14 protein-coding genes and 1 pseudogene are annotated in these 19,996 nt (G+C 69.9%); 7 read left to right on the forward strand and 8 right to left on the reverse strand.

The genetic code is table 11. From position 1 onward, the window contains the following. Nucleotides 1-27 precede the first annotated feature (27 nt). Both ACIRRY_RS05660 and ACIRRY_RS05665 read right to left on the reverse strand, forming a co-directional pair. Nucleotides 28-1,341 carry an ABC transporter substrate-binding protein gene (locus ACIRRY_RS05660; protein ID WP_403968227.1) on the reverse strand — a complete coding sequence of 438 codons (1,314 nt, stop codon included), beginning with the start codon at nucleotides 1,339-1,341 and terminating at the stop codon, nucleotides 28-30. A 137-nt stretch (nucleotides 1,342-1,478) separates the two neighbouring features. Next, complete coding sequence (locus ACIRRY_RS05665) at nucleotides 1,479-2,549, reverse strand: LacI family DNA-binding transcriptional regulator (RefSeq protein WP_403968229.1); 1,071 nt, start codon at nucleotides 2,547-2,549, stop codon at nucleotides 1,479-1,481. Nucleotides 2,550-2,718: 169 nt separating this feature from the next. Here ACIRRY_RS05665 and ACIRRY_RS05670 point away from each other — a divergent pair, with 169 nt between their 5' ends. The 4 genes from ACIRRY_RS05670 to ACIRRY_RS05685 all read left to right on the forward strand — a co-directional run bounded on the left by ACIRRY_RS05670 (nucleotide 2,719) and on the right by ACIRRY_RS05685 (nucleotide 9,156). Then, entirely contained in the window at nucleotides 2,719-4,821 is a 2,103-nt protein-coding gene (locus ACIRRY_RS05670; protein ID WP_403968231.1) for an alpha-galactosidase, read from the forward strand. 185 nt (nucleotides 4,822-5,006) lie between these two features. After that, on the forward strand, nucleotides 5,007-7,331 hold the full coding sequence (locus ACIRRY_RS05675) for an ATP-binding protein (RefSeq protein ID WP_403968233.1): 2,325 nt from the start codon (nucleotides 5,007-5,009) through the stop codon (nucleotides 7,329-7,331). Between the two features lie 45 nt (nucleotides 7,332-7,376). Then, nucleotides 7,377-8,372 (forward strand): anti-sigma factor RsbA family regulatory protein, encoded by a 996-nt coding sequence (locus ACIRRY_RS05680; RefSeq protein WP_403968235.1) that lies wholly within the window; start codon nucleotides 7,377-7,379, stop codon nucleotides 8,370-8,372. A 142-nt stretch (nucleotides 8,373-8,514) separates the two neighbouring features. Continuing rightward, complete coding sequence (locus ACIRRY_RS05685; RefSeq protein WP_403968237.1) at nucleotides 8,515-9,156, forward strand: ATP-binding protein; 642 nt, start codon at nucleotides 8,515-8,517, stop codon at nucleotides 9,154-9,156. Between the two features lie 6 nt (nucleotides 9,157-9,162). Here ACIRRY_RS05685 and ACIRRY_RS05690 read toward each other — a convergent pair whose 3' ends face one another. Together ACIRRY_RS05690 and ACIRRY_RS05695 are read right to left on the reverse strand one after the other, a co-directional pair. Beyond that, nucleotides 9,163-9,858, reverse strand: coding sequence for a phosphatase PAP2 family protein (locus ACIRRY_RS05690; RefSeq protein ID WP_403968239.1), 696 nt, complete (start codon nucleotides 9,856-9,858; stop codon nucleotides 9,163-9,165). Further along, nucleotides 9,855-10,457, reverse strand: coding sequence for a phosphatase PAP2 family protein (locus ACIRRY_RS05695; RefSeq protein ID WP_403968361.1), 603 nt, complete (start codon nucleotides 10,455-10,457; stop codon nucleotides 9,855-9,857). The genes ACIRRY_RS05690 and ACIRRY_RS05695 overlap by 4 nt, the downstream gene beginning before the upstream one ends. Nucleotides 10,458-10,692: 235 nt before the next feature. On the opposite strand from ACIRRY_RS05695, the gene efeU reads away from it, so the two are divergent. The 3 genes from efeU to ACIRRY_RS05710 all read left to right on the forward strand — a co-directional run bounded on the left by efeU (nucleotide 10,693) and on the right by ACIRRY_RS05710 (nucleotide 15,356). Further along, nucleotides 10,693-12,726 carry an iron uptake transporter permease EfeU gene (efeU, locus tag ACIRRY_RS05700; RefSeq protein ID WP_403968241.1) on the forward strand — a complete coding sequence of 678 codons (2,034 nt, stop codon included), beginning with the start codon at nucleotides 10,693-10,695 and terminating at the stop codon, nucleotides 12,724-12,726. Nucleotides 12,727-12,800: 74 nt separating this feature from the next. Beyond that, nucleotides 12,801-14,072, forward strand: a complete 1,272-nt coding sequence (gene efeB / locus ACIRRY_RS05705; RefSeq protein ID WP_403968363.1) for an iron uptake transporter deferrochelatase/peroxidase subunit — start codon at nucleotides 12,801-12,803, stop codon at nucleotides 14,070-14,072. A gap of 135 nt (nucleotides 14,073-14,207) precedes the next feature. Next, complete coding sequence (locus ACIRRY_RS05710; RefSeq protein WP_403968243.1) at nucleotides 14,208-15,356, forward strand: HoxN/HupN/NixA family nickel/cobalt transporter; 1,149 nt, start codon at nucleotides 14,208-14,210, stop codon at nucleotides 15,354-15,356. 5 nt (nucleotides 15,357-15,361) lie between these two features. Here ACIRRY_RS05710 and ACIRRY_RS05715 read toward each other — a convergent pair whose 3' ends face one another. From ACIRRY_RS05715 to ACIRRY_RS05730, 4 genes and pseudogenes are all read right to left on the reverse strand, one after another. After that, the gene (locus ACIRRY_RS05715) at nucleotides 15,362-16,321 is read right to left on the reverse strand and encodes a hypothetical protein (protein ID WP_403968245.1); all 960 of its coding nucleotides are present in this window, start codon (nucleotides 16,319-16,321) and stop codon (nucleotides 15,362-15,364) included. A gap of 11 nt (nucleotides 16,322-16,332) precedes the next feature. Beyond that, nucleotides 16,333-17,805 (reverse strand): APC family permease, encoded by a 1,473-nt coding sequence (locus ACIRRY_RS05720; protein WP_403968247.1) that lies wholly within the window; start codon nucleotides 17,803-17,805, stop codon nucleotides 16,333-16,335. A 223-nt stretch (nucleotides 17,806-18,028) separates the two neighbouring features. Beyond that, a complete protein-coding gene (sthA, locus tag ACIRRY_RS05725; RefSeq protein WP_403968249.1) occupies nucleotides 18,029-19,432 on the reverse strand; it encodes a Si-specific NAD(P)(+) transhydrogenase in 1,404 nt (467 codons plus the stop codon). Between the two features lie 102 nt (nucleotides 19,433-19,534). Then, nucleotides 19,535-19,996, reverse strand: a pseudogene (locus tag ACIRRY_RS05730) (IS982 family transposase); the annotation flags it as partial.

The following is a 19,996-nucleotide window of genomic DNA, read 5'->3' on the forward strand; positions in this document are numbered from 1 at the left end:
GGGGAAGGGCTGGCTCGGTGGCGCCGGTCAGAAGCCGGCGACGCCGCGTGCCTTGAGGACCTGCTTGAACTGGTCCTCGGCAGCCTGGGCGACCTGGAGCGGGGTCTTCTTGCCGTAGATCATGTCGGCGAGCGCGAGGTGCAGGTCGGGGGCGGTGAGCGCCTTGACCTGGAAGACGCCCTGGGCGCTGGACAGGGCCTTGGCCTGGGCGATCGCGGTCTGCGGCAGGCCGTCGGGGTTGGCCACCGAAGGCTCCACCGACACGAGCTTGTTGGCCTTGATGTAGGCCGGGTAGTTGGGGCCGAGCCAGAAGGACATGAACTGCCGGGCCGCGTTCTGCCGCTTGGTGTCACCCGTGTTGAAGGCCACGACGCCGTTCGTCTGGTCCGGCGAGTACTCGGCCTTCGCGGCGCTGTTGGCGATGGGGAACCAGCCGAGCTTCTTGTCCATCTCGGCGGTGGTGGAGGTGGCCTGGATCTCGGACTGGAGCGCGGTGACGTTCACGGCCATCGCGGCGGTGCCGTCCATGATCGCCTTGCCCTGGTCGACGAACGTGGCCGTCTTGTAGTTCTTCTGCGCCAGACCGCCGTCGAGGACCTTCGTCTTGTACTTGGTGATCGCGTCGACGATGGTCTTGTTGGTCCAACTGTCCTTGTTCTTGTTGAGGTTGTCCCAGAAGGACTGCGGCAGATCCGTCATCTGGGCCTGCACCTGCCACTGCAACGGCCACTTGTCGCCGCCGACCTCGAAGAACGGGGCCACGCCCGATACCTTCGACTTGATCTTCGCGGCGTCGGCGAGCAGCTCGTCGTAGCCGGCCGGCATGGTGGTGATGCCGGCCTTCGCGAAGACGTCCTTGTTGTAGTAGACGCCGAGCACGGCGGGGCTGGTGACGATGGCGGCGTAGCGGTGACCGTCGACCTGGCCGAGGGTCTTCTCGGTCGTGCCGAGCTTGGAGACCCAGTCCTCGTTGTCGAGCGTCAGCAGGTTCTTCGAGGGCTGCACGAACGGCAGGGTGCTGCCCGTGGGCTGCCAGAACATCAGGTCCGGCTTGACGCCCGAGGCGAGCTTGGTCGGGACGTTCGACTCGTACGGGTCGGGTATGACCTCGGTGGTGATCTTGGCGCCGGTGGCCTTCTCGAACGCCTCGATGGCCTGCTTGGGCTCCGAGACGCTGTTCTGGGCGACCCACATCGTGAGGTTGACGCCCTTGAGGGAGGCGGTCGGGTTGACGGAGCCCTCGGGTGCGGCGGCCGTGGTGGCACCGGTGCTGTCACTGCACGCGGTGGCGGTCAGCCCGAGGACACAGGCGGTGGCAAGGACGGAGACGGCTCTTCTCATGGCGGATCCTTGTTCGTACGCGGAAGGAAGGCAGGGCGGTGCTGCGTTGATGTGCGACGACTACGGGGAAGACGGCTGACGGACACGGCGAGCGCGGCGGACGTGACGGACAGGGCGAGGCCGGACGTCCGGCCCGGCTAGGCGTCCCGCGGCCCCGAGCTCTCCCGGAGAATGAGGGTGGGTTCGGCCGGTACCGGCGCGGTTTCCTGCTGATCGGTGTCGAGTTGGGCGCGCAGCAGCCCGAACGCGGCGCGGCCCAGCCCGTGGAAGTCCATGCGGACGGTGGTGAGGGACGGGGTGACGAAACCGGAGTGCGGGGCGTCGTCGAAGCCGATGACGCTGACGTCGTCCGGGACCCGCCGACCCGCGTGATGAAGGGCCCGCAGCACACCCAGCGCCAGATCGTCGTTGCCGCACAGGATCGCGGTGACGGCCTTGTTCCGGGCGAGCTTCTTCCCTGCCTCGTAGCCGGCCTGGGCATCCCAGCCCTTGCCGCACGGTGGGGGCGGGGCGATGCCGGCCGCTTCCAGCGCCTGACGCCAGCCCTCGGCACGGGGACTCGCCAGGCGCCGGGTTCCGGTCGAGGCGGGGATCGCTACATAGTGGACGTTCGCGTGCCCGAGCGCCAGCAGGTGCTCCGTGGCGGTACGGGCCGCCTCGCGGTCGTCGGCCCACACCGCCGGACGGCTGGGTGTCCGGCCCGGCGGTGGTGCTTCCACCAGCGCCGCGCACGGTACATGCGCCGGTACGCGATCCAGAGCGGCGGCACCGAGGCGGTCGAAGCCGATGACCACCACGCCACCACCGGTGTCGGCGGCTGCGGCGATCGTACGGTCCAGATCGTCCTCGGGTGTCACGACTCGTACGCCGAGCGCGTATCCGGCGGCGCGGGACGCCTCCTCCAGGCCTTGCAGGGTGGCCGCATAGCCGTAGAGGACGGTGTTCGACGTGATGACCGTGACCGACCGGGTGACCCCGCTGGCCAGGGCGAACGCGGTGGCGTTGCGCCTGAATCCCAAGGTCTGGATGGCGGCGTCGACCCGCTTGCGGGTCTCCTCCTTGACGTTCGGGTGGCCGTTGATGACCCGCGAAACCGTCTGATAGGAGACGCCCGCCGCGGCGGCTACGTCGCGGATACTGGCGGCTTTCTGCGGCCCCTGAGGGGAGTCGCCGTGGCCGTCGGAGCTTGTGTGACCGGTCACATCCATGCGAGGATTGTGAGCGGTCACAACGTAGGCGTCAAGAGACCGTAACTGGGGATTTACCTTTCGAACACACCGACCGGAGTGGCGAGTTCCCTCCCGTCGAGCGAGAAGGCCCAGCTCAGCGCCTGTACGAGAGCCGCAGGACCGAACTGCCCCAGAAGGGAAAATTGCGTTGACCAGTGTCGTAGCAACAGTCGAGGGGTCCCGTATCTGGTCGCATCCGGCGCTCGGGCTGCACGCCGTCGTCGATGCCGCCGGAGGGGTCCGGCTGGGCGCGCCCGACCAGGACTGGGCCTGTCTGGTGCCTCTCGTCGAGGTCACCGCCACCGGGCACGGGCGCATGTGGTCGGGGGAGCGTTTCATCGAGACGGCCGTCGGCGAGCGGATGACCTACCGCGACCACGAGACCGTGCGGGACGGGGACTTGGAGCGTACGACGATCCGGCTGGCGGACCCGGCGACGGGGCTGGCAGCCGAGGTCACCCTGGAGGTCGGCATCGATGCGGGCTTTCTGCGCTCCCGGGTACGGCTGGTCAACGAGGGCGTCGAGCCGATCCGGTTGGAGAGCGTGACGACCCTGACGCTCGGCGGGATCGCGTCCGGTGTCGCCGAGGACGGCCTCGACGGGCTGACCCTGCACTGGGCGGACAACGACTGGCTCGCCGAGTGCCGTTGGCGGCAGGCCGAACTCCGCGACCAGGTCGTCCCGTTGAGCCGGTCCGCGCACGGGCATGAGGGGCGGGGCTGCTTCGAGCGTTATTCGCAGGGGAGTTGGTCCACCGGCCGGCACCTCCCGCTCGGCGCGCTCACCGACCGGGACGGCAACGCCTGGCTCTGGCAGATCGAGTCCAGCGCGGGCTGGCGCTTCGAGACCGGCGAACGCGAAGGCGCGGCCTACGTCGCCCTGTTCGGCCCCGACGACGCCCACCACCAGTGGCACCAACTCCTCGCTCCCGGCGAGGAGTTCCACACCGTTCCCGCCGTCCTCGTCCGCACGGAGAGCGGCGGACTGGACGCCGCGTTCGGCGTCCTCACGGACTACCGCCGGGGCATCCGCCGCGACCACCCCGACCACCGTGCGCTCCCGGTGATCTACAACGACTACATGAACACCCTGATGGGCGACCCCACCACCGAACGGCTCCTGCCGCTGGTGGAGGCGGCGGCGAGTGCCGGTGCCGAGGTGTTCGTGATCGACGCGGGCTGGTACGACGATGACGCCCAGGGCTGGTGGGACTCCGTCGGCGCGTGGGAGGCCGCGCCCAACCGTTTCCCGGGCGGCATTCAAGAGGTCCTGGACGCCATCACGAAACACGGAATGACCCCGGGGCTGTGGCTGGAGCCCGAAGTCGTGGGCGTGCGCAGCCCGTTGGCCGGCACGCTGCCGCCCGAGGCGTTCTTCCGGCGCGGCGGTGTCCGCGTCACCGAACACGGACGGCACCATCTGGACCTGCGCCACCCGGCAGCCCGCGCCCACCTCGACGAGGTCGTGGACCGGCTGGTCGGGGAGTGGGGTGTGGGCTATCTGAAGCTCGACTACAACGTCAACATCGGCCCGGGAACCGAGAAGGGTTCGGAGAGCGCCGGCGCCGGACTACTGGGACATCACCGCGCCCACCTCGACTGGCTGGCCGGGCTCCTCGACCGTCATCCCCAACTGGTCCTGGAGAACTGCGGATCGGGCGGCCTGCGCATGGACTACGCTCAACTCGCCGTGGCGCAGATCCAGTCCACGAGCGACCAGCAGGACCCGCTGCGCTACCCGCCCATCGCCGCGGCAGCCGCTACCGCCGCGACACCGGAACAGGCCGCCGTGTGGGCGTACCCGCAGCCTGATCAGAGCCTCGACGAGATCGCCTTCACCCTCACCGCCCCGCTGCTCGGCCGGGTCCACCTCTCCGGCTTCCTCAACCTCATGGACGACGAGCAGTTCGACCTCGTCCGCTCGGCGCTCTCCGTCTACAAGGACATCCGCGCGGAGATCGGCGCCGGGCATCCGTTCTGGCCGCTGGGGCTGCCCGGCTGGGAGGACGAGTGGATCGCCCAGGGGCTGCGGGGTACGGAGGCCACGTATGTGACGGTCTGGAGCCGCGGGTCGGACGACACCGGTCGCACCCTCACGGTCCCGCACCTGCGCGGTGCCTCCGCGCATGCCACGGTGCTGTATCCGGGGACCACGGACGCGGGCGTCGCCTGGGACGCGGCCGAGGGGCGGTTGACGGTGACCCTGCCGCGCGCCGGCACCGCTGTTCTCGTCCGGTTGAGCGCCGGCTGAGTCCTGCCGTTGCACGGCTGATCCACCGGTGATCGCCATGCGACGGAAACCGTGCACATTCCGTCAGGAAAGTGCCTTCAAGTGTCGTTCCCTGGCAATGTCGGACTGCGGATGCTTCGCCCGTGTCCCGCCCATAGGGTTCTTGAAGTCCACTTTCGGAGGCGGGACCGATTGTGCAGGTATCCGTGACAAGGCAGAACACCGGCCAACCCGTCAGGACGTCGAGTTTCGTCGGCCGGCGTCAGGAGACCGCCGAGGTCAAGCGTCTGATGGCCGTCCACCGGCTGGTGAGTCTCACCGGGATGGGCGGTGTCGGCAAGACCAGGCTGGCCCTGCACGCCGTGCCCCGGCTGGCGCGGGCGTTCGCCGACGGAGTGCATCTCGTCCAGTTGGCCGGTGTACGGGACGCCTCGCTGGTGCCGCTCGCGCTGATCGAGGCGCTCAACATCCGTGACGTGTCCGGGCGTTCGCCCGAGCGGGTCCTCGTCGACCAACTCCAGGATCGGGAGGTGCTCCTGGTCCTGGACAACTGCGAACACCTCGCGGACGCGTGTGCGCGGCTCGTCGGGACACTGCTCGCGGAGACCGTCGGCGTGCGGGTGCTGGCCACCAGCAGACATCCGCTGGACGTGCCCGCCCAACACGTCCTGGAAGTACAGCCGTTGGCGACTCCCGCACCGGGCGATCCGCTGCCGCCCAAGCCCGCGCTGGAGTACCCGGCACTGGCCCTGTTCGCCGATCGTGCCGCCGCCGTACTGCCCGGGTTCACCCTCACCGAGGCCAACCAGGACGCGGTGGCCGCCCTGTGCCACCGGCTGGACGGGCTGCCGCTCGCGATCGAACTGGCGGCGGTACGGATGCGCGCCCTCGGCGTGCAGCAGTTGCTCGAACGCCTCGACCGGCGCTACCGGTTGCTGGCCGACACGGCGGAGACAGCCGATACCGGCGACACCTCGCTTCGGCACCGCACCCTGCGCGCGGCCGTCGACTGGAGCCACGACCTGTGCACCCCCGAGGAACGGACGGTGTGGGCGCGCGCCTCCGTCTTCGCCGGGACCTTCGACCTGGGCGCCGCCGAGGAGGTCTGCGCCGGGCCCGGACTCGACCGTGACGAGATGGTGGACGCCGTGGCCGGTCTGGTCGACAAGTCGCTGCTCGTCCGCGACGGAGACGCCGTCCATGCCCGGTACCGGATGCTGGAGTCGATCCGGCAGTACGGCCTCGACCGGCTCCGCGAGGACGACGCCGACGCGGAGGCGGCGGCCCGGCGCCGGATGCGGGACTGGTGCCTGGACTTCGTCGAGGAGTGCGAGCGGCGCTGGTTCGGCCCCGAGCAGCCGGAGTTGGTCCGCCGGCTGCACACGGAGTCGGACCTGATCCGCTCGGCGTTCGAGTTCTGTCTGACCACACCGGGGGAGCTGCGGGCCGGGCTGAGACTGGCCGGGCACCTGTGGTTCTTCTGGTTCGCGACCGGCGCGTTGGTGGAGGGCCGGTACTGGCTGGAGCGTCTGCTCGCCGCCGCCCCCGAGCCGACCGTCGAACGGGCCCGAGGCCTGTGGGTCCTGGCCCTGATGCTACTGAGCCAGGGCAACGCGGTCAGGGCCGCGCCCCTCGTCGAGGAGGCCCGCGCCCTGGCCCTGCGGCTGGGTGCCGAGGCCGAAGTGGCGCACACCTACTTCGGCCGGGGCGGTGCCCGCCTGATCAGCGGTGACTACGACCGGGCCCGGGCCGTGTACGAGGAGGCCCTGTCCCGGCCGCCGCGCGAGGGCGAGTCCATGAGCCTGGTCGGCTTCAAGTACGTGGAGCTGGCCCATGTCCTCGCGATCCAGGGCGAGTTCGACCGCGCCATGGCCCTGTGCGAGGAGTTCCGGCAGATCTGCCTCGCCCACGGCGAACAGTGGATCCACTCCTACCTCCTGCGCATACTCGCCTTCGCCGAATGGGCCAAGGGCGACCGGACGGCGGCCAGGATCCACGCCCGGCAGTGCCTCCGGCTCAAGCGGGCGGTCGGTGACGTGTTCGGCATCGGCATGACACTGGAACTGCTCGGCGCGGTCCACGCCCGCGACGGCGAGGGCCGCTCCGCCGCCGTACTGCTGGGCGCCGCCGCACGGATCTGGCAGGACGCCCATGTCGCCCTGGACCGCACCCCGTCCCACGGCCCGGTCCGCACCGAGGCCGAGGAAGGCGCCCGCGCGCTGCTGGGCGACGCGTTCAAGAGCACCTACCGCGAGGGTCTCGCCCTCACCTCGGACCACGCGGTGGCCTACGCGCTGGGCGAGCGGGAGTCCGCGGTACGGCAGGTGCTCGACAGCCCGCTCACCCGCCGTGAGACGGAGGTCGCCGAACTGGTCGCGGAGGGGCTGACCAACCAGCAGATCGCCGACCGGCTGGTCGTCGCGCTGCGGACGGCGGAGGGCCATGTGGAGCGAATCCTCAGCAAGTTGGGCTTCACCTCGCGCAGCCAGGTCGCCGTCTGGGCCGAGGCGCGCCGGGCCGTACGCCCCTGACGCCGTACGGACGTGAACCGAGCGAAGCGAAAGGAAGGCAGCGCGATGGAGCACGGAGAACCCACCCCAACCACCGCACCCGGCACACCCGTTCCAGCCGTCAAGCACCACGCCGGCATCCACTCGTCCGACGAGGAGTTCCTGGCGGTGGTGGTGCCGTTCCTCAGGGAGGGCATCGTCGCCGAGGACGAACCGGACCCGGTGGTCATCACCACCGCGCGCAAACTCGACCTGCTGCGCCGCGCGTTGGGCCCGGACGCCCGCCGGGTGGACTTCCGCGACTCCGCGCGGTGGTACCGCGGCAGCCCCGCCAACAGCATGGCCACCGCCCTCGACTACTACGTCACGCACGCGAGCCCCGAGGGCCGCCTCCACATGACGGGCGAGCCGGTGTGGGAGGGCCGCTCACCGCGCCAGATCCCCGAGTGGAAGCGGTACGAGGCCCTGGCCACCGAACTCTTCACCGGCGCCCCGCCCGACCTGATGTGCCTCTACGACACCCGGACCGCGCCGCCCGACGTCGTCGACGCCGCCCGGCACACCCACCCGACCGAACGGGACCGGCACGGCGTCCGGCCCAGCCCGCTCTTCACGGCGCCCGCGGTGTACGCGGCCCAGGGCCTCGGCCCGCTGCCCGCACCGCCGCCGGACGCGGTCGGGGTCGGCCTCGACGGGGACCTGACCGTCGGTCAGCGGTTCGCGGCGGCCCAGGCACGGGCCCGCGGCATGGCCCCCGACGAGGCGGCCCGCTTCGGGCAGGCCGTGTCCGGTGCCACGCGCTACGCGGCCTCCCAGGGCTGCGACCGCGCACATCTGCGGCTCTGGTCGACCCGGCAGCGGATCATCTGCGAACTGCGCACCCCGCGCGGCCGTATCACCGATCCGTTCCTCGGCTTTTGGCCACCGGGTGCCGAAGTACGCCCCGAGGACGGGCTCTGGCACACCCGCCAGGTCTGCGAGTTCGTGGACATGCGGTCCGGCGACCACGAGCGGGAGGGCTGGACCATCCGGATGGAGACGGCTCTCGTCACGGCAGGTTGACGAACCGGCCCACGGATTCGGGTAGTTCCCCCCGCGCCTCGATGGGCACGGCGGACGCATGGTGGAGACAAGGCCGGGTCTGCCCGCGGACCCGGCCCGCACCGCACGAGCCGAACGCCCCAGGGCCCGAAGGGAATCGACCATGCCGAACGACCGTCCACGCGGCCTGCCGACCGTGGGCGAGGGGTGCACCTCGATCCTGGGCCCGGGAAAGTCCTCGGTCCGCCAGGCCAGGGAACTCGTCCGCAAACGGCTGGCCGAGTATGGCCTCCAGGACCTGGTGGACATCGCCGAACTGCTGGTCAGCGAACTCGCCACCAACGCCGTCGTGCACGCGGGTGGTCGCTACCGGCTCACGCTGTCCCTGGGCGTCGGCACACTGCGCTGCGAAGTGGCGGACGAGCGGCGGCACTTGCCCCGGCCTCCGCACCGGCAGACCGAGAGCGACGCCCACCACGACGTCGACCCCGACAGCGAGAACGGCCGCGGTCTGTTCCTGGTCGACGCACTCGCCCACCGCTGGGGCAGCCGCCTGGTGGACGAGGGCAAGGAGGTCTGGTTCGAGCTGGAGATCCGGGCACCGGACTGCACGGGTGACGCGGCGGCGGACGTGTACCTTCCGGTGCCGGCCCGGCCGCGACTCCAAGAGGCGCACGGCAGCGCCGAGTTGTGCCATGAGCGGACGGATCACGGCTACAGCGCCGACGGCGACCTGACCGAGGACCTCGGTCTGCGCGGCCGGTACCGCCCACGGCGTCCGGTGCCGGCCGCCGTTTCCGCTTGAGCGCGTCTACCGGCTTGTCCGCTCCCGTGCCGACCTCGCCGGATCGGCCCACTCGGCGACCACCCCCGTGGGCAGCCACCGCGCCGCCGCGCACACGCACACCCCGAGCCAGCCGACGGCGAACAGCCAGCCACCGACGACATCCGTGAACCAGTGCACGCCCAGATACATCCGGGTCAGTCCGACCAGCGTGCCCCAGCAGCCGACGGCCAGGCAGAGCGGTCCTCTCCCGTGCGGGGCGCGCACGCGTATCGCGAGGATCACCAGCCCGGCGGTGAGCGCGGCCGTGGTGGTGTGGCCGGAGGGGAAGGCCCAGCCGGACGCGTGCCCGGCCCAGTCGCCCGGCGCCGGGCGGGGGCGCGCGACCAGGGCCATCACGCCGTAGCGCAGGCCCTGGCCGGAGGCGAGGCAGGTTGTGGCCAGGGTGACGGCGAAGAGGCGGCCGTGTGCGGTGCGGCCGGTGAGGAGTCCGGCGAGGACGACGAGGGCGTACGGGACGATGCCCGTGCCGGTCGCGGTCAGTCCGCGGGCCACCGCCAGCGCCATGTCCGGGCGGTGGGCGACGGACCAGGACAGCACGTCCTCGTCCGTGAACAGCGGAGCGCCCTCGTGCCCGATCACCACCATGCTCAGCACGCCGAACGCGGTCCAGGCGCCGAGGCCCACGCTGCCCGCCAACTCGGCGAGGTCCTCGCGGTTCATGACACCAGCAGCGGTCGCAGCCGGGTGGCCGTGATCCGCCGGGTCAGGGAGTCCGGCCACCGCTTCAGCAGCGTCATCGCGCCGAACGCCAGAAGTGCGCCGACCGCCACGCCCACCACCACGTCGTGCGGATAGTGGACCCCGACCCAGACCCGGGAGACCGCCATCGCGAGCGCGGCCACGGCGGCGACCGCACCGAGCCGGCGCGAGACGAAGAACAGGGCGACCGCCGCAGCCGCGGCAATGGTCGCGTGGTTGCTGGGAAAGGACCAGTCGCCCGGCCCCGGACACGCCTCCAGTGTGACCACCCGCAGACTCCGGCAGGGTCGGCTCTCCCGCACCGCCGACTTGAGCAGCGAGTCGATGCCGTACACGCCGACCACGACCACCGGCACGGCCAGCGCCGTCACCGCGGCCTCGGCACCGACCCGGCGCGCCCGCCACCACCCCACGACCATCACCGCGGCGAACACCACGAGCCCGTACGTCGACCACGCCGACACCAGCTCGTCCAGCCAACCGGGTGCCTGCGCGGCCGAGTTGACCACATCCGTATAGGCCTCGCCGTCGATCGACGACCCCTGGAACGCGACGAGGATCATCCGCGCACCTCCCCGGTGAACATCGACCTGGCGTCCAGCACGGTCAGCCCCTTCCCCGCTCTGACTACACATCTGTAGACGGTCTACTCAACTGTAGACGACCGCCGCGCAGGAGAAGTTCCGCACTTTTGCCCGGTCGTTGCCGATTCATGACTGACCGACTACATGCATGTAGTCATGATGGTCCGCGAAGTAAGGCATGCCTTCACTAACCCAGGAGGGGTCGCACCCAATGTGGGACGACGCGTTTCCGAGTTTTCTGATCGGGCTGCGGGAGGGGCTTGAGGCGGGGCTCATCGTCTCGATCCTGGTCGCCACCCTCGTCCGTGCCGACGCCAAGTCCCGGCTCCCGCAGGTGTGGACGGGCGTCCTGGCCGCGATCGCCCTCGCGATGAGTTTCGGCGCGGTCCTCACCTTCACCGCCGCGAACCTCTCCGCCACGGCCCAAGAGGCCTTCGGCGGTGTCCTCAGCGTGATCGCGGTCGCGTTCGTCACCGCGATGGTGTTCTGGATGCGCCGCTCGGCCCGCACCTTCTCCGGTGAGATCAGGGAGAAGGTGACCGGCGCGCTCGGCATGGGCGCGGGCGTGCTGATGCTCACCTCCTTCCTCGCGGTGGGCCGCGAGGGCCTGGAGACGGCCCTGTTCCTGTGGACCACGGCCCGCGCGGCCGGCGAGTCCTCCGGCCCCCTGACAGGCGCCGCGATCGGCCTCGTCCTCGCGGCGGCCCTGTGCTGGGGCCTGTACCACCGGGTCCTCCGGATCAACCTGACGAAGTTCTTCACCGCCACCGGTGTCGTCCTCATCGTCATCGCGGCGGGCGTCCTCGGCTACGGTCTGCGCGACCTCCAGGAGGGCGGCGTCCTCCCCGGCCCGACCACGTACGCCTTCGACCTCGGCGGCAGCGTCGACGCCGGCTCCTGGTACAGCACCCTCGTCCAGGGCGTGTTCAACCTGATGCCCACGATGACCTGGCTCCAAGTGGTGGGCTACGTCGGCTATTTGGTCGTGGTCCTGCCCCTGTTCGTACGAGGAGTGCGCGGCGGGTCGGTCAAGACGCCGGAGCCGGAGTCCGCGCCCGCACCGGAGGCCGTGTCGTCCCCGCGTCGCCGTCCCGTCTGGGTGGTGCCCGTCGCCGTGGTCGCCGTACCCGCGGTCGTGGCCGGGTGTGTCGTCGCCTTCGCCCGCCCCAAGCCCGCGAGCTCTCAGACGGTGGCCGTCTCCGAGACGGAGTGCGGCAAGGGCTTCACCGCGCCCGACACCGGACGGCAGACCTTCCAGATGCACAACACCGGCGACAAGACCGCCGAGGTGTACCTGATCGACCCGGCCACCGGCGCGGTCTACGGCGAGGTCGAGGGCATCGCTCCGGGCACCACCCGGGACCTGGTCGCCACCGTCGCGGGTGGCTCGTACGCCTGGCGGTGCGTGCCCACCGGAGCGAAGGCCGTCACCTCGGCCACGGTCCACGTCAGCGGCACGGGAGGCGCGGTGAAGGCGGTCGTCCCCGTCTCCGAGAGCGACCTCGCCGTCCCTCTCAAGACCTACAAGGTGTACGTCGACCAGGGCCTGGCCACGCTGGAGACCCAGACCCGGCAGCTCGCCGCCGACATCGCCGGTGACCGTCTCGCCAAGGCGCGCACCGACTGGCTGACCGCGCACCGCACGTACTCCTCCCTCGGCGCCGCCTACGGCACGTTCGAGGACTTCGACCAGAGGATCAACGGCCGGGCCGACGGGCTGGCCGGGGGAGTGGCGAACAAGGACTTCGCGGGCTTCCACCGCATCGAGTACGGGCTGTGGCACGGGCAGTCGGCGAGCGAACTCAAGGTACCTGCCCAGCAGTTGGCCGCCGCTGTCGTAGGACTGCGGAAGGCGTTCCCCACCCAGGACTTCGACCCCGGTGACCTGCCGTTGCGGGCCCACGAAATCCTCGAGAACGCCCTTCAGTTCGAGCTGACCGGCGATACGGACGAGGGCAGCGGCACCAACCTCGCGACCGTCGACAGCAACCTCGCCGGCACCCGCGAACTGCTCACCGTACTCACTCCGTTGCTCACCAAGGAGTCCCCGACGCTGCTCCCCACCGTGGACGCGGCCGTAGCCCGGTTGCAGGCGTTGCTCGACTCGGCGCATCACGGCGGCAGTTGGACCCCCGTCGAGCAGCTCGACCAGCCGACCAGGGCCCGACTCGACGGCGCCACCGGGCAGTTGCTGGAGGATCTGGCACCGGTGCCGGACCTGCTGGAGATCAGGAAGTCCGCCTGATGAGCACCGAGGACACCAGCGGTACCTATGACACCCCCGGCACCAAGAACATCCGTACTGAAGGGAAGCGTCCGATGCCGACTGCCGAAACCCCGGGCTGCCCGGCCGGAGCCGGTCGCCGTTCCTTCGTCCGGACGGCGCTCGGTGCCGGGGCCGCCGGAGCGGTGCTGGCCGGTGGTTCGTTCGCGCTCGCCGAGACCGGCGGCACTGCTCAGGCGCAGGCCGCGGACACCACGAACGCCGCGAAGGTGTCCTTCCACGGCACCCACCAGGCCGGCATCCTCACCCCCGCCCCGGCCGCCGCTACCTTCGTCTCCCTCGACGTGATCGCCGACAACCGCGCCGAACTGGCCGACCTGCTGCGGACGATCACCGAACGGGCCCGCTTCCTCACCTCCGGCGGCACCCCCGCCGACCTCGGCGTGGGGGCGCCGCCCGCCGACAACGGCATCCTCGGACCGGAGGTCCCCGCCGACGCCCTCACGGTGACGGTCGGCGTAGGCGCGTCCCTCTTCGACGACCGCTACGGCCTCGCCAAGGCCAAGCCGCGCCGGCTGACCCCCATGAAGACGTTCCCGAACGACAACCTGCGCGCCGCCGAGTGCCACGGCGACCTGTCGCTCCAGGTGTGCGGCGCCCGCCAGGACACGGTGCTGCACGCGCTGCGCGACATCGCCCGGCACACCCGGGGCGGCATGCAGATCAAGTGGCGCATCGACGGCTTCCAGAACACCCCGCGCCCCACCGGCGCCCAGCGCAATCTGCTCGGCTTCAAGGACGGCATCGCCAACCCGGACGTGACGTCCACCCGCGAGACCGACCGGCTGATCTGGATCGGCGACGGACAGGGCGAGCCGGCCTGGGCGAGCGGCGGCAGCTACCAGGTGATCCGGATCATCCGCATGCTCGTCGAGTTCTGGGACCGGGTCTCGCTCAGCGAACAGGAGTTGATGTTCGGCCGCCGCAAGGACACCGGCGCCCCGCTGGACGGCGCCAAGGAGACGGACATCCCGCACTACGCCAAGGACCCCAAGGGCACGGCGATCCCGCTCGACGCCCATATCCGCCTCGCCAACCCGCGCACCGCGGCCACCGACACCTCGCGCATCCTGCGCCGGGGCTACAACTACGACCGGGGCATCGACGCCGTGGGCAACCTCGACATGGGCCTGGTCTTCTGCTGCTACCAGCAGGACGTGAAGCGGCAGTTCGAGGCGACCCAGACCCGGCTGATCGACGAGCCCCTCGTCGATTACATCTCTCCGACGGGCGGCGGATACTTCTACGCGCTACCCGGGGCGAAGGACGCCAAGGACTGGCTCGGGCGAGGTCTGCTGGCGTCCTGACCAGGTATTTTTCTCTCCTTTGGGCAAGACCTGCCGTGGTCTTTGCCGGGCGTTACTGCGAATGGGTTGCAGGTACGGGAGGATGGCACAAGGTTGCAGGCCGCAACCGCGTACCCGGCAGAAAGACCCTCCTCGATGACGGCCGTCCCTGACACCACTTCGCCCCGCGCCGCCACGGCATCGGTCTGGTACCGCGTCCGTACGTCGATGACGCGGCAGGAGTGGACCAGGGTCGGCGGCATGGCCGCCTTCGTCCTCGGGCTGCATGTGATCGGCTGGTTCACCCTGGTGTGGATCGTGGCGCCGGGGCACTACAGCGTCGGCGAGAAGTCCTTCGGCATCGGCATGGGCGTGACCGCGTACACGCTCGGCATGCGGCACGCGTTCGACGCGGACCACATCGCGGCGATCGACAACACGACCCGCAAGCTGATGAGCGAGGGGCAGCGGCCGCTGTCGGTGGGCTTCTGGTTCTCGCTCGGCCACTCCAGCATCGTCTTCGGCCTGACCCTCCTCCTCTCGCTGGGCGTCAAGGCGCTGGCCAACCCGGTCCGCGACGACAACTCCCAACTGCACGACGTCACCGGCCTGATCGGCACGACCGTCTCGGGCACCTTCCTCTACGTCATCGCGGGCATCAACCTCGTCATCATGGCCGGCATCTGGAAGGTGTTCCGGCAGATGCGCTCGGGCCACTACGACGAGGCCGCGCTGGAGGAGCAGCTCAACAACCGCGGCTTCATGAACCGCATCCTGGGCCGCTTCATGAAGTCGATCACCAAGTCCTGGCAGATGTACCCGCTGGGCCTGCTGTTCGGCCTCGGCTTCGACACGGCCACCGAGATCGCGCTGCTGGTGCTCGCCGGTTCGGGCGCCGCGTCGGGCCTGCCCTGGTACGCGATCCTGTGCCTGCCGGTCCTGTTCGCCGCCGGTATGTCGCTGCTCGACACGATCGACGGCACGTTCATGAACTTCGCCTACGGCTGGGCCTTCTCCAAGCCGGTCCGCAAGGTCTACTACAACCTCACGATCACCGGTCTGTCCGTCGCCGTCGCCCTGATCATCGGCACGGTCGAACTCCTGGGCCTGTTCGCCGAGAAGCTCGACCTGCACGGCTTCTTCTGGGACTGGATCGCGGGCCTGGACCTCAACGTCATCGGCTTCCTCATCGTCGGCCTGTTCTTCGCGACCTGGATCGTGGCCCTGCTGGTCTGGAAGTTCGGCCGTATCGAGGACAAGTGGACGGCGAGCCTGGCCCAGCCGGCGCAGCAGCCCGCCGAATAGGTCCGTCAGGCCCGCACCCCCATCTCCTTGCGCCACTTCACGATCTGCTTCTCCGCGTCCCCGGTGTACGACCACGGAGTCGTTGTCGCCCGGCGGCCCATCATGGCCAGGACCTCCGTGGAGATGTCCTTCGTGCCCGCGTAACAGGCCGCGTGGGCGAGGTAGTTGAGGTCGCGGAGTTCGCCGGGCGGGAAGGGGCCCTCCTCGCGGGCGGTGATCCAGCGCTGCCAGGTGCGGCGCACATCGCTGACGGCGCCGTCGTGGGTCCAGTGCTGGCCGAGCCCCACCGCCGCCTGCCGGCCCGTCGCGGCGTGGAGGGCGAAGCGGTACTCCTCCACCCGCGCGTACTGCACCAGCACCGGCAGGGTGCAGCCGGGCGGTGCCACGCCCGCCGCGTCGCGCGCGAAGTCGTACATCAGGCCGTGGCTGCCGTGCCAGCGGGAGGAGTAGTAGTGCAGCACCTGGAGGTGGCCCTCCACGCTGTACGGGTCGCGCCGGTGCAACTCGTCCCACCAGCGGGCGAGTTCCTGGCGTCGCACCCCCGACGGATAAAGGCGGGCCACGGAGATCAGGGAGATCCAGGGGGTGGGGTCGTCCGGGTACGCCTCCGAGGCCTGGAGGCAGGCCATGACGGCTCCGTCGATACGGTTCCGGTCGATCGGCACGCCCCGGCCCGCCGCGATCGCCAGATGGAAGGCCCGGGCCGTCTCCGTCGCCGCCCGCAAGGTGAGCGCGTCGCCGCTGTGGGGCTCGGCGGCCAGCCATGACTCGACCGTCGAACTGCTCGCGCAGGCCTGCGCGAGCGTCCGGATCCGGTGGCCCCGGCCGAGCCAGTGCGCGCCGGTGTTCCGCAGCAGGTCCCGCAGCCCCTGCCAGCGGCCGATGACGATGTCCTGCCGGGCCGAACTGAGGGGCGCGTCCCCGCAGTCGGGGTCGAAGTCGGGGGTGTAGCGGTCTCGCGCCATCGGGGTGCCCCTCAGAAGTCGGTCGGGAGACCCTGATGGACCCGCGACTGTTCGGGCACGAAGTCGTCCGGTACGTAGTCCGTCTCGACGGTGTGCGTGGCGTCGAGACGCGCGGGCCGGTAGTAGTCGCTGCCCTGCTTCCAGTACCAGAGCATCGGGATCAGCCCCACGGCCAGTCCGCCGATGCCGATGGAGATCGCCGCCCTGCTCAGATCGCCGAGCGACTCGACGAAGATCCAGAACATGAACAGGGCGCCGAACAGCGGCCACAGCCCGCCGAAGAAGAAGTTCACCGCGGACTTGAACAGCATCTTTCGGTACGCGACGACCACCGCGAGGCCCGCCAGACCGTAGTACACGGCGATCTGCAGACCGATCGCCGAGATCGCGTCGGAGAGGATCTCGCCCACCGAGCCGAGCGCGTTGGAGGCGATGAACATCGCCAGCGCCACCCCGCCGACCACGGTGATCGCCACCCAGGGCGTGTTCCAGGTGCGGTGCACCCGGCCCAGCGCGGCCGGCATCGTACGGTCGCGGCCCATCGCGAACAGCGAACGCGTGACCTGGATGAGGGTCGTCTCCAGGGTGGCGATGGTCGACAGCATCACCGACACGATCAGCAGCTTGCCGCCCCAGCCCGGCCACAGCTCGTCGCCCAGCACCGCCAGCACATTGGCCTTGTTGCTCTCGATCTGCCGCGAGGTCAGGATGATGTTCACCGCGATGGTGAACACCTCGAAGAGCAGGAAGACGATGCCGACGCCGATCAGGCCCGCGAGTCCGGTCGTACGACGGCTGTTGCGGGTCTCCTCGCTGAGGTTGCTGGTGACGTCCCAGCCCCAGTAGTAGAACGCGGCGATGAGGGCGCCCGACGCGAAGCCGGACACCCCGTCGAAGTGGCTGAAGCCCAGCCAGGACCAGTCGAAGGCGCGGGCGTTGTCCGTGTGGGCGAGGGCGAACACCGCGAACAGCGCCAGAATGCCCAACTCGACGCCGGACATCAGGAGTTGTGCCCGGACCGTGAGCCGGGCCCCGCCGAGCACCACGAGCAGCATGATCACGAACCACGCGGCGCCGACCACCGTCGACAACGCCGTGTTGTCCGCGAGGCCCTGGTCGAAGAGGGACAGGGTCATCGAACCGGCGGGCAGTGACCCGGCGACCATGAAGATGGTCGCGGAGACCACCAGGGCCCAGCCGCTGATGAAGCCCAGAAAGGGATGCAGGGTGCGCCCCACCCAGGAGTAACTCGCCCCCGCGTTCACGTCGATACGGCCGAGATAGCTGAACGCCAGCGCGATGCCCAGCATCGGTATCGCGCAGTAGAGGAGGGCCGCCGGACTGGCCAGTCCCACCGCGCCGACCAGGACGGCGGTGGTCGCGGCCAGCGAGTACGCCGGGGCGCTGCCCGCCACGGCCATCACCACGGTGTCGAACGTACCGAGGGCGTTGGCCTGCAGCCCTCTGCCCCTGTTGTTGCTCATGGATGCGCTGCTTTCCGTCTTGCACGACGTGCGGAGTTGAGCGGACCGGCCCCGGACCCGGAGAGGGGTGGCCTCGGGTCGTTGGCCGGTCGGAACAACAGAAGGGAACGGTGGATTCCGTTTAATCGCTGCGTCGGCGGACGGTCACACCGTGTGTGGGTGTGATGATAGCCGTACCTCTTGACCTTTCAAGATTGACCAGCGAGTAATCTCCTGTGAACGGTCAGTCGCCGAGTCGGTCGATCTGGCGCAGTTTGTTCGTCGCGTCGAGGGCGGCGACCTTGTAAGACTCGGCCAGCGTCGGGTAGTTGAAGACCGCGTCCACGAGATAGTCGACCGTTCCGCCGCAGCCCATCACCGACTGGCCGATGTGAATGAGCTCCGTCGCGCCGGTACCGAAACAGTGCACGCCGAGCAGGGTGCGGTCGGTCGGGGAGACCAGCAGCTTGAGCATGCCGTGCGAGTCACCGATGATCTGGCCGCGCGCGAGTTCGCGGTAACGGGAGATCCCGACCTCGAACGGCACGCACTCCTCGGTGAGTTGGTCCTCGGTCTTCCCGATGAAACTGATCTCCGGGATGGTGTAGATCCCGATCGGCTGCCGGTCGTCGATCCGGTGCACCGGCTCACCACAGGCGTGGTACGCGGCCGTACGGCCCTGCTCCATCGAGGTCGCGGCGAGCGCCGGGAAGCCGATGACGTCGCCGACGGCGTAGATGTGCGGCACCGTGGTGCGGAAGTTCTCGTCGACGTCGATCCGGCCGCGCCGGTCGGCGGACAACCCGGCCTTGTCCAGGTCGAGTTCGTCGGTCAGGCCCTGCCGGCCCGCGGAGTACATCACGGCGTCGGCCGGGATCTTCTTGCCGCTCTCCAGGACCGTCAGCGTGCCGTTGGTGTGCCGCTCGACGGCGGCCACGGTCTCGCCGAAGCGGAAGGTCACGGCGAGGTCCCGCAGGTGGTACTTGAGCGACTCGATGACCTCCAGGTCGCAGAAGTCGAGCATGCCGGCACGCTTCTCCACCACGGTGATCTTGCTGCCGAGCGCGGCGAACATGGAGGCGTACTCCATGCCGATCACGCCCGCCCCCACGATGACCATGGACCGGGGGACCCTGGGCAGGTCCAGGACGTTGTCCGAGTCCATGATGGTCTGGCCGTCGAACTCGACGGTGTCCGGCCGCGCGGGACGGGTCCCGGTGGCGATGATGATGTTCTCGGCGGTCAACAGCCGTTCGTGGCCGGTGATTTCGGTCAGCGCGACGGTGTGCAGGTCGACGAAGCGGCCCGTGCCGGCGAACAGGGAGACCTGGTTGCGGGACAACTGGTTGCGGATGACGTCCACTTCACGGCTGACCACGTGCTGGGTGCGCGCGGTGAGGTCGCCGACGGTGATGTCGTCCTTGAGGCGGTAGCTCTGCCCGTACAGATCGCGCTGGGTGAGGCCGGTGAGATACAGCACCGCCTCGCGCAGGGTCTTGGAGGGGATGGTCCCGGTGTGGATGGAGACCCCGCCGACCATGTCGGGGCGGTCGACGACGGCGACCCGGCGGCCGAGCTTGGCCGCGGCGATGGCGGCCTTCTGGCCGCCCGGTCCTGAACCGATGACAAGCATGTCGAAGTCGGGCACCTCCGGAGTCTGTCAGCCGGAGCGCCTTCTCCGAAAGGGTGAACGGGTAACCAGGTGCCCACGAACCGGCTAGATGAATGAGTCCGAGGGGTGTCGTTGCGGTCAGTGATCATAGGCGGTCAGTGATCGCTTGACTGGCTGCCCTGTCTTGTCGTTGTGCCAGATCGCAGCCGTGAGCGCGAGGATCCGGCACAAGACCCGGGTCGCCACTCCTGCCGGGCTCTTGCCGCCATGCCGTTCCAGGTCGAGCTGTCCCTTGAAGGTCTGGTTGATCGACTCGATGACCTGCCGCAGCGGCTTGAACAGGTGTGCCCCGGCCCGCTCGGCCTCTCCCTTGCGGGCCGGCCGCAGCAACTCCAGGTGACGCTCCGCAAGGTCTCGTTCGAACTCGCGGCCGTAGTAGTTCTTGTCCCCGATGATCGTCTGGCCGGGGTGGGCGGCTTCGACCCCGGGTGCGGTGTCGAGCATGTTGGTCGTCTCCCGCGAGCAGCCGCAGCCGACCGGGGTGGAGTCGACCAGCCACACGTCGTCGCTCCACAGTGAGGTGTCCCGGGCCAGGATCCG

Origin of the sequence: Streptomyces sp. NPDC101776 (genome assembly GCF_044766845.1) — a bacterium.
Taxonomy (GTDB): domain Bacteria; phylum Actinomycetota; class Actinomycetes; order Streptomycetales; family Streptomycetaceae; genus Streptomyces.

Excerpts from the sequence above, each read along its gene's own strand:
- ACIRRY_RS05660 (WP_403968227.1), bottom strand. The coding sequence starts at position 1,341 with ATGAGAAGAGCCGTCTCCGTCCTTGCCACCGCCTGTGTCCTCGGGCTG.
- ACIRRY_RS05665 (WP_403968229.1), bottom strand. The coding sequence starts at position 2,549 with ATGGATGTGACCGGTCACACAAGCTCCGACGGCCACGGCGACTCCCCT.
- ACIRRY_RS05680 (WP_403968235.1), top strand. The coding sequence starts at position 7,377 with ATGGAGCACGGAGAACCCACCCCAACCACCGCACCCGGCACACCCGTT.
- ACIRRY_RS05685 (WP_403968237.1), top strand. The coding sequence starts at position 8,515 with ATGCCGAACGACCGTCCACGCGGCCTGCCGACCGTGGGCGAGGGGTGC.
- ACIRRY_RS05690 (WP_403968239.1), bottom strand. The coding sequence starts at position 9,858 with ATGAACCGCGAGGACCTCGCCGAGTTGGCGGGCAGCGTGGGCCTCGGC.
- efeU (WP_403968241.1), top strand. The coding sequence starts at position 10,693 with ATGTGGGACGACGCGTTTCCGAGTTTTCTGATCGGGCTGCGGGAGGGG.
- efeB (WP_403968363.1), top strand. The coding sequence starts at position 12,801 with ATGCCGACTGCCGAAACCCCGGGCTGCCCGGCCGGAGCCGGTCGCCGT.
- ACIRRY_RS05710 (WP_403968243.1), top strand. The coding sequence starts at position 14,208 with ATGACGGCCGTCCCTGACACCACTTCGCCCCGCGCCGCCACGGCATCG.
- ACIRRY_RS05715 (WP_403968245.1), bottom strand. The coding sequence starts at position 16,321 with ATGGCGCGAGACCGCTACACCCCCGACTTCGACCCCGACTGCGGGGAC.
- ACIRRY_RS05720 (WP_403968247.1), bottom strand. The coding sequence starts at position 17,805 with ATGAGCAACAACAGGGGCAGAGGGCTGCAGGCCAACGCCCTCGGTACG.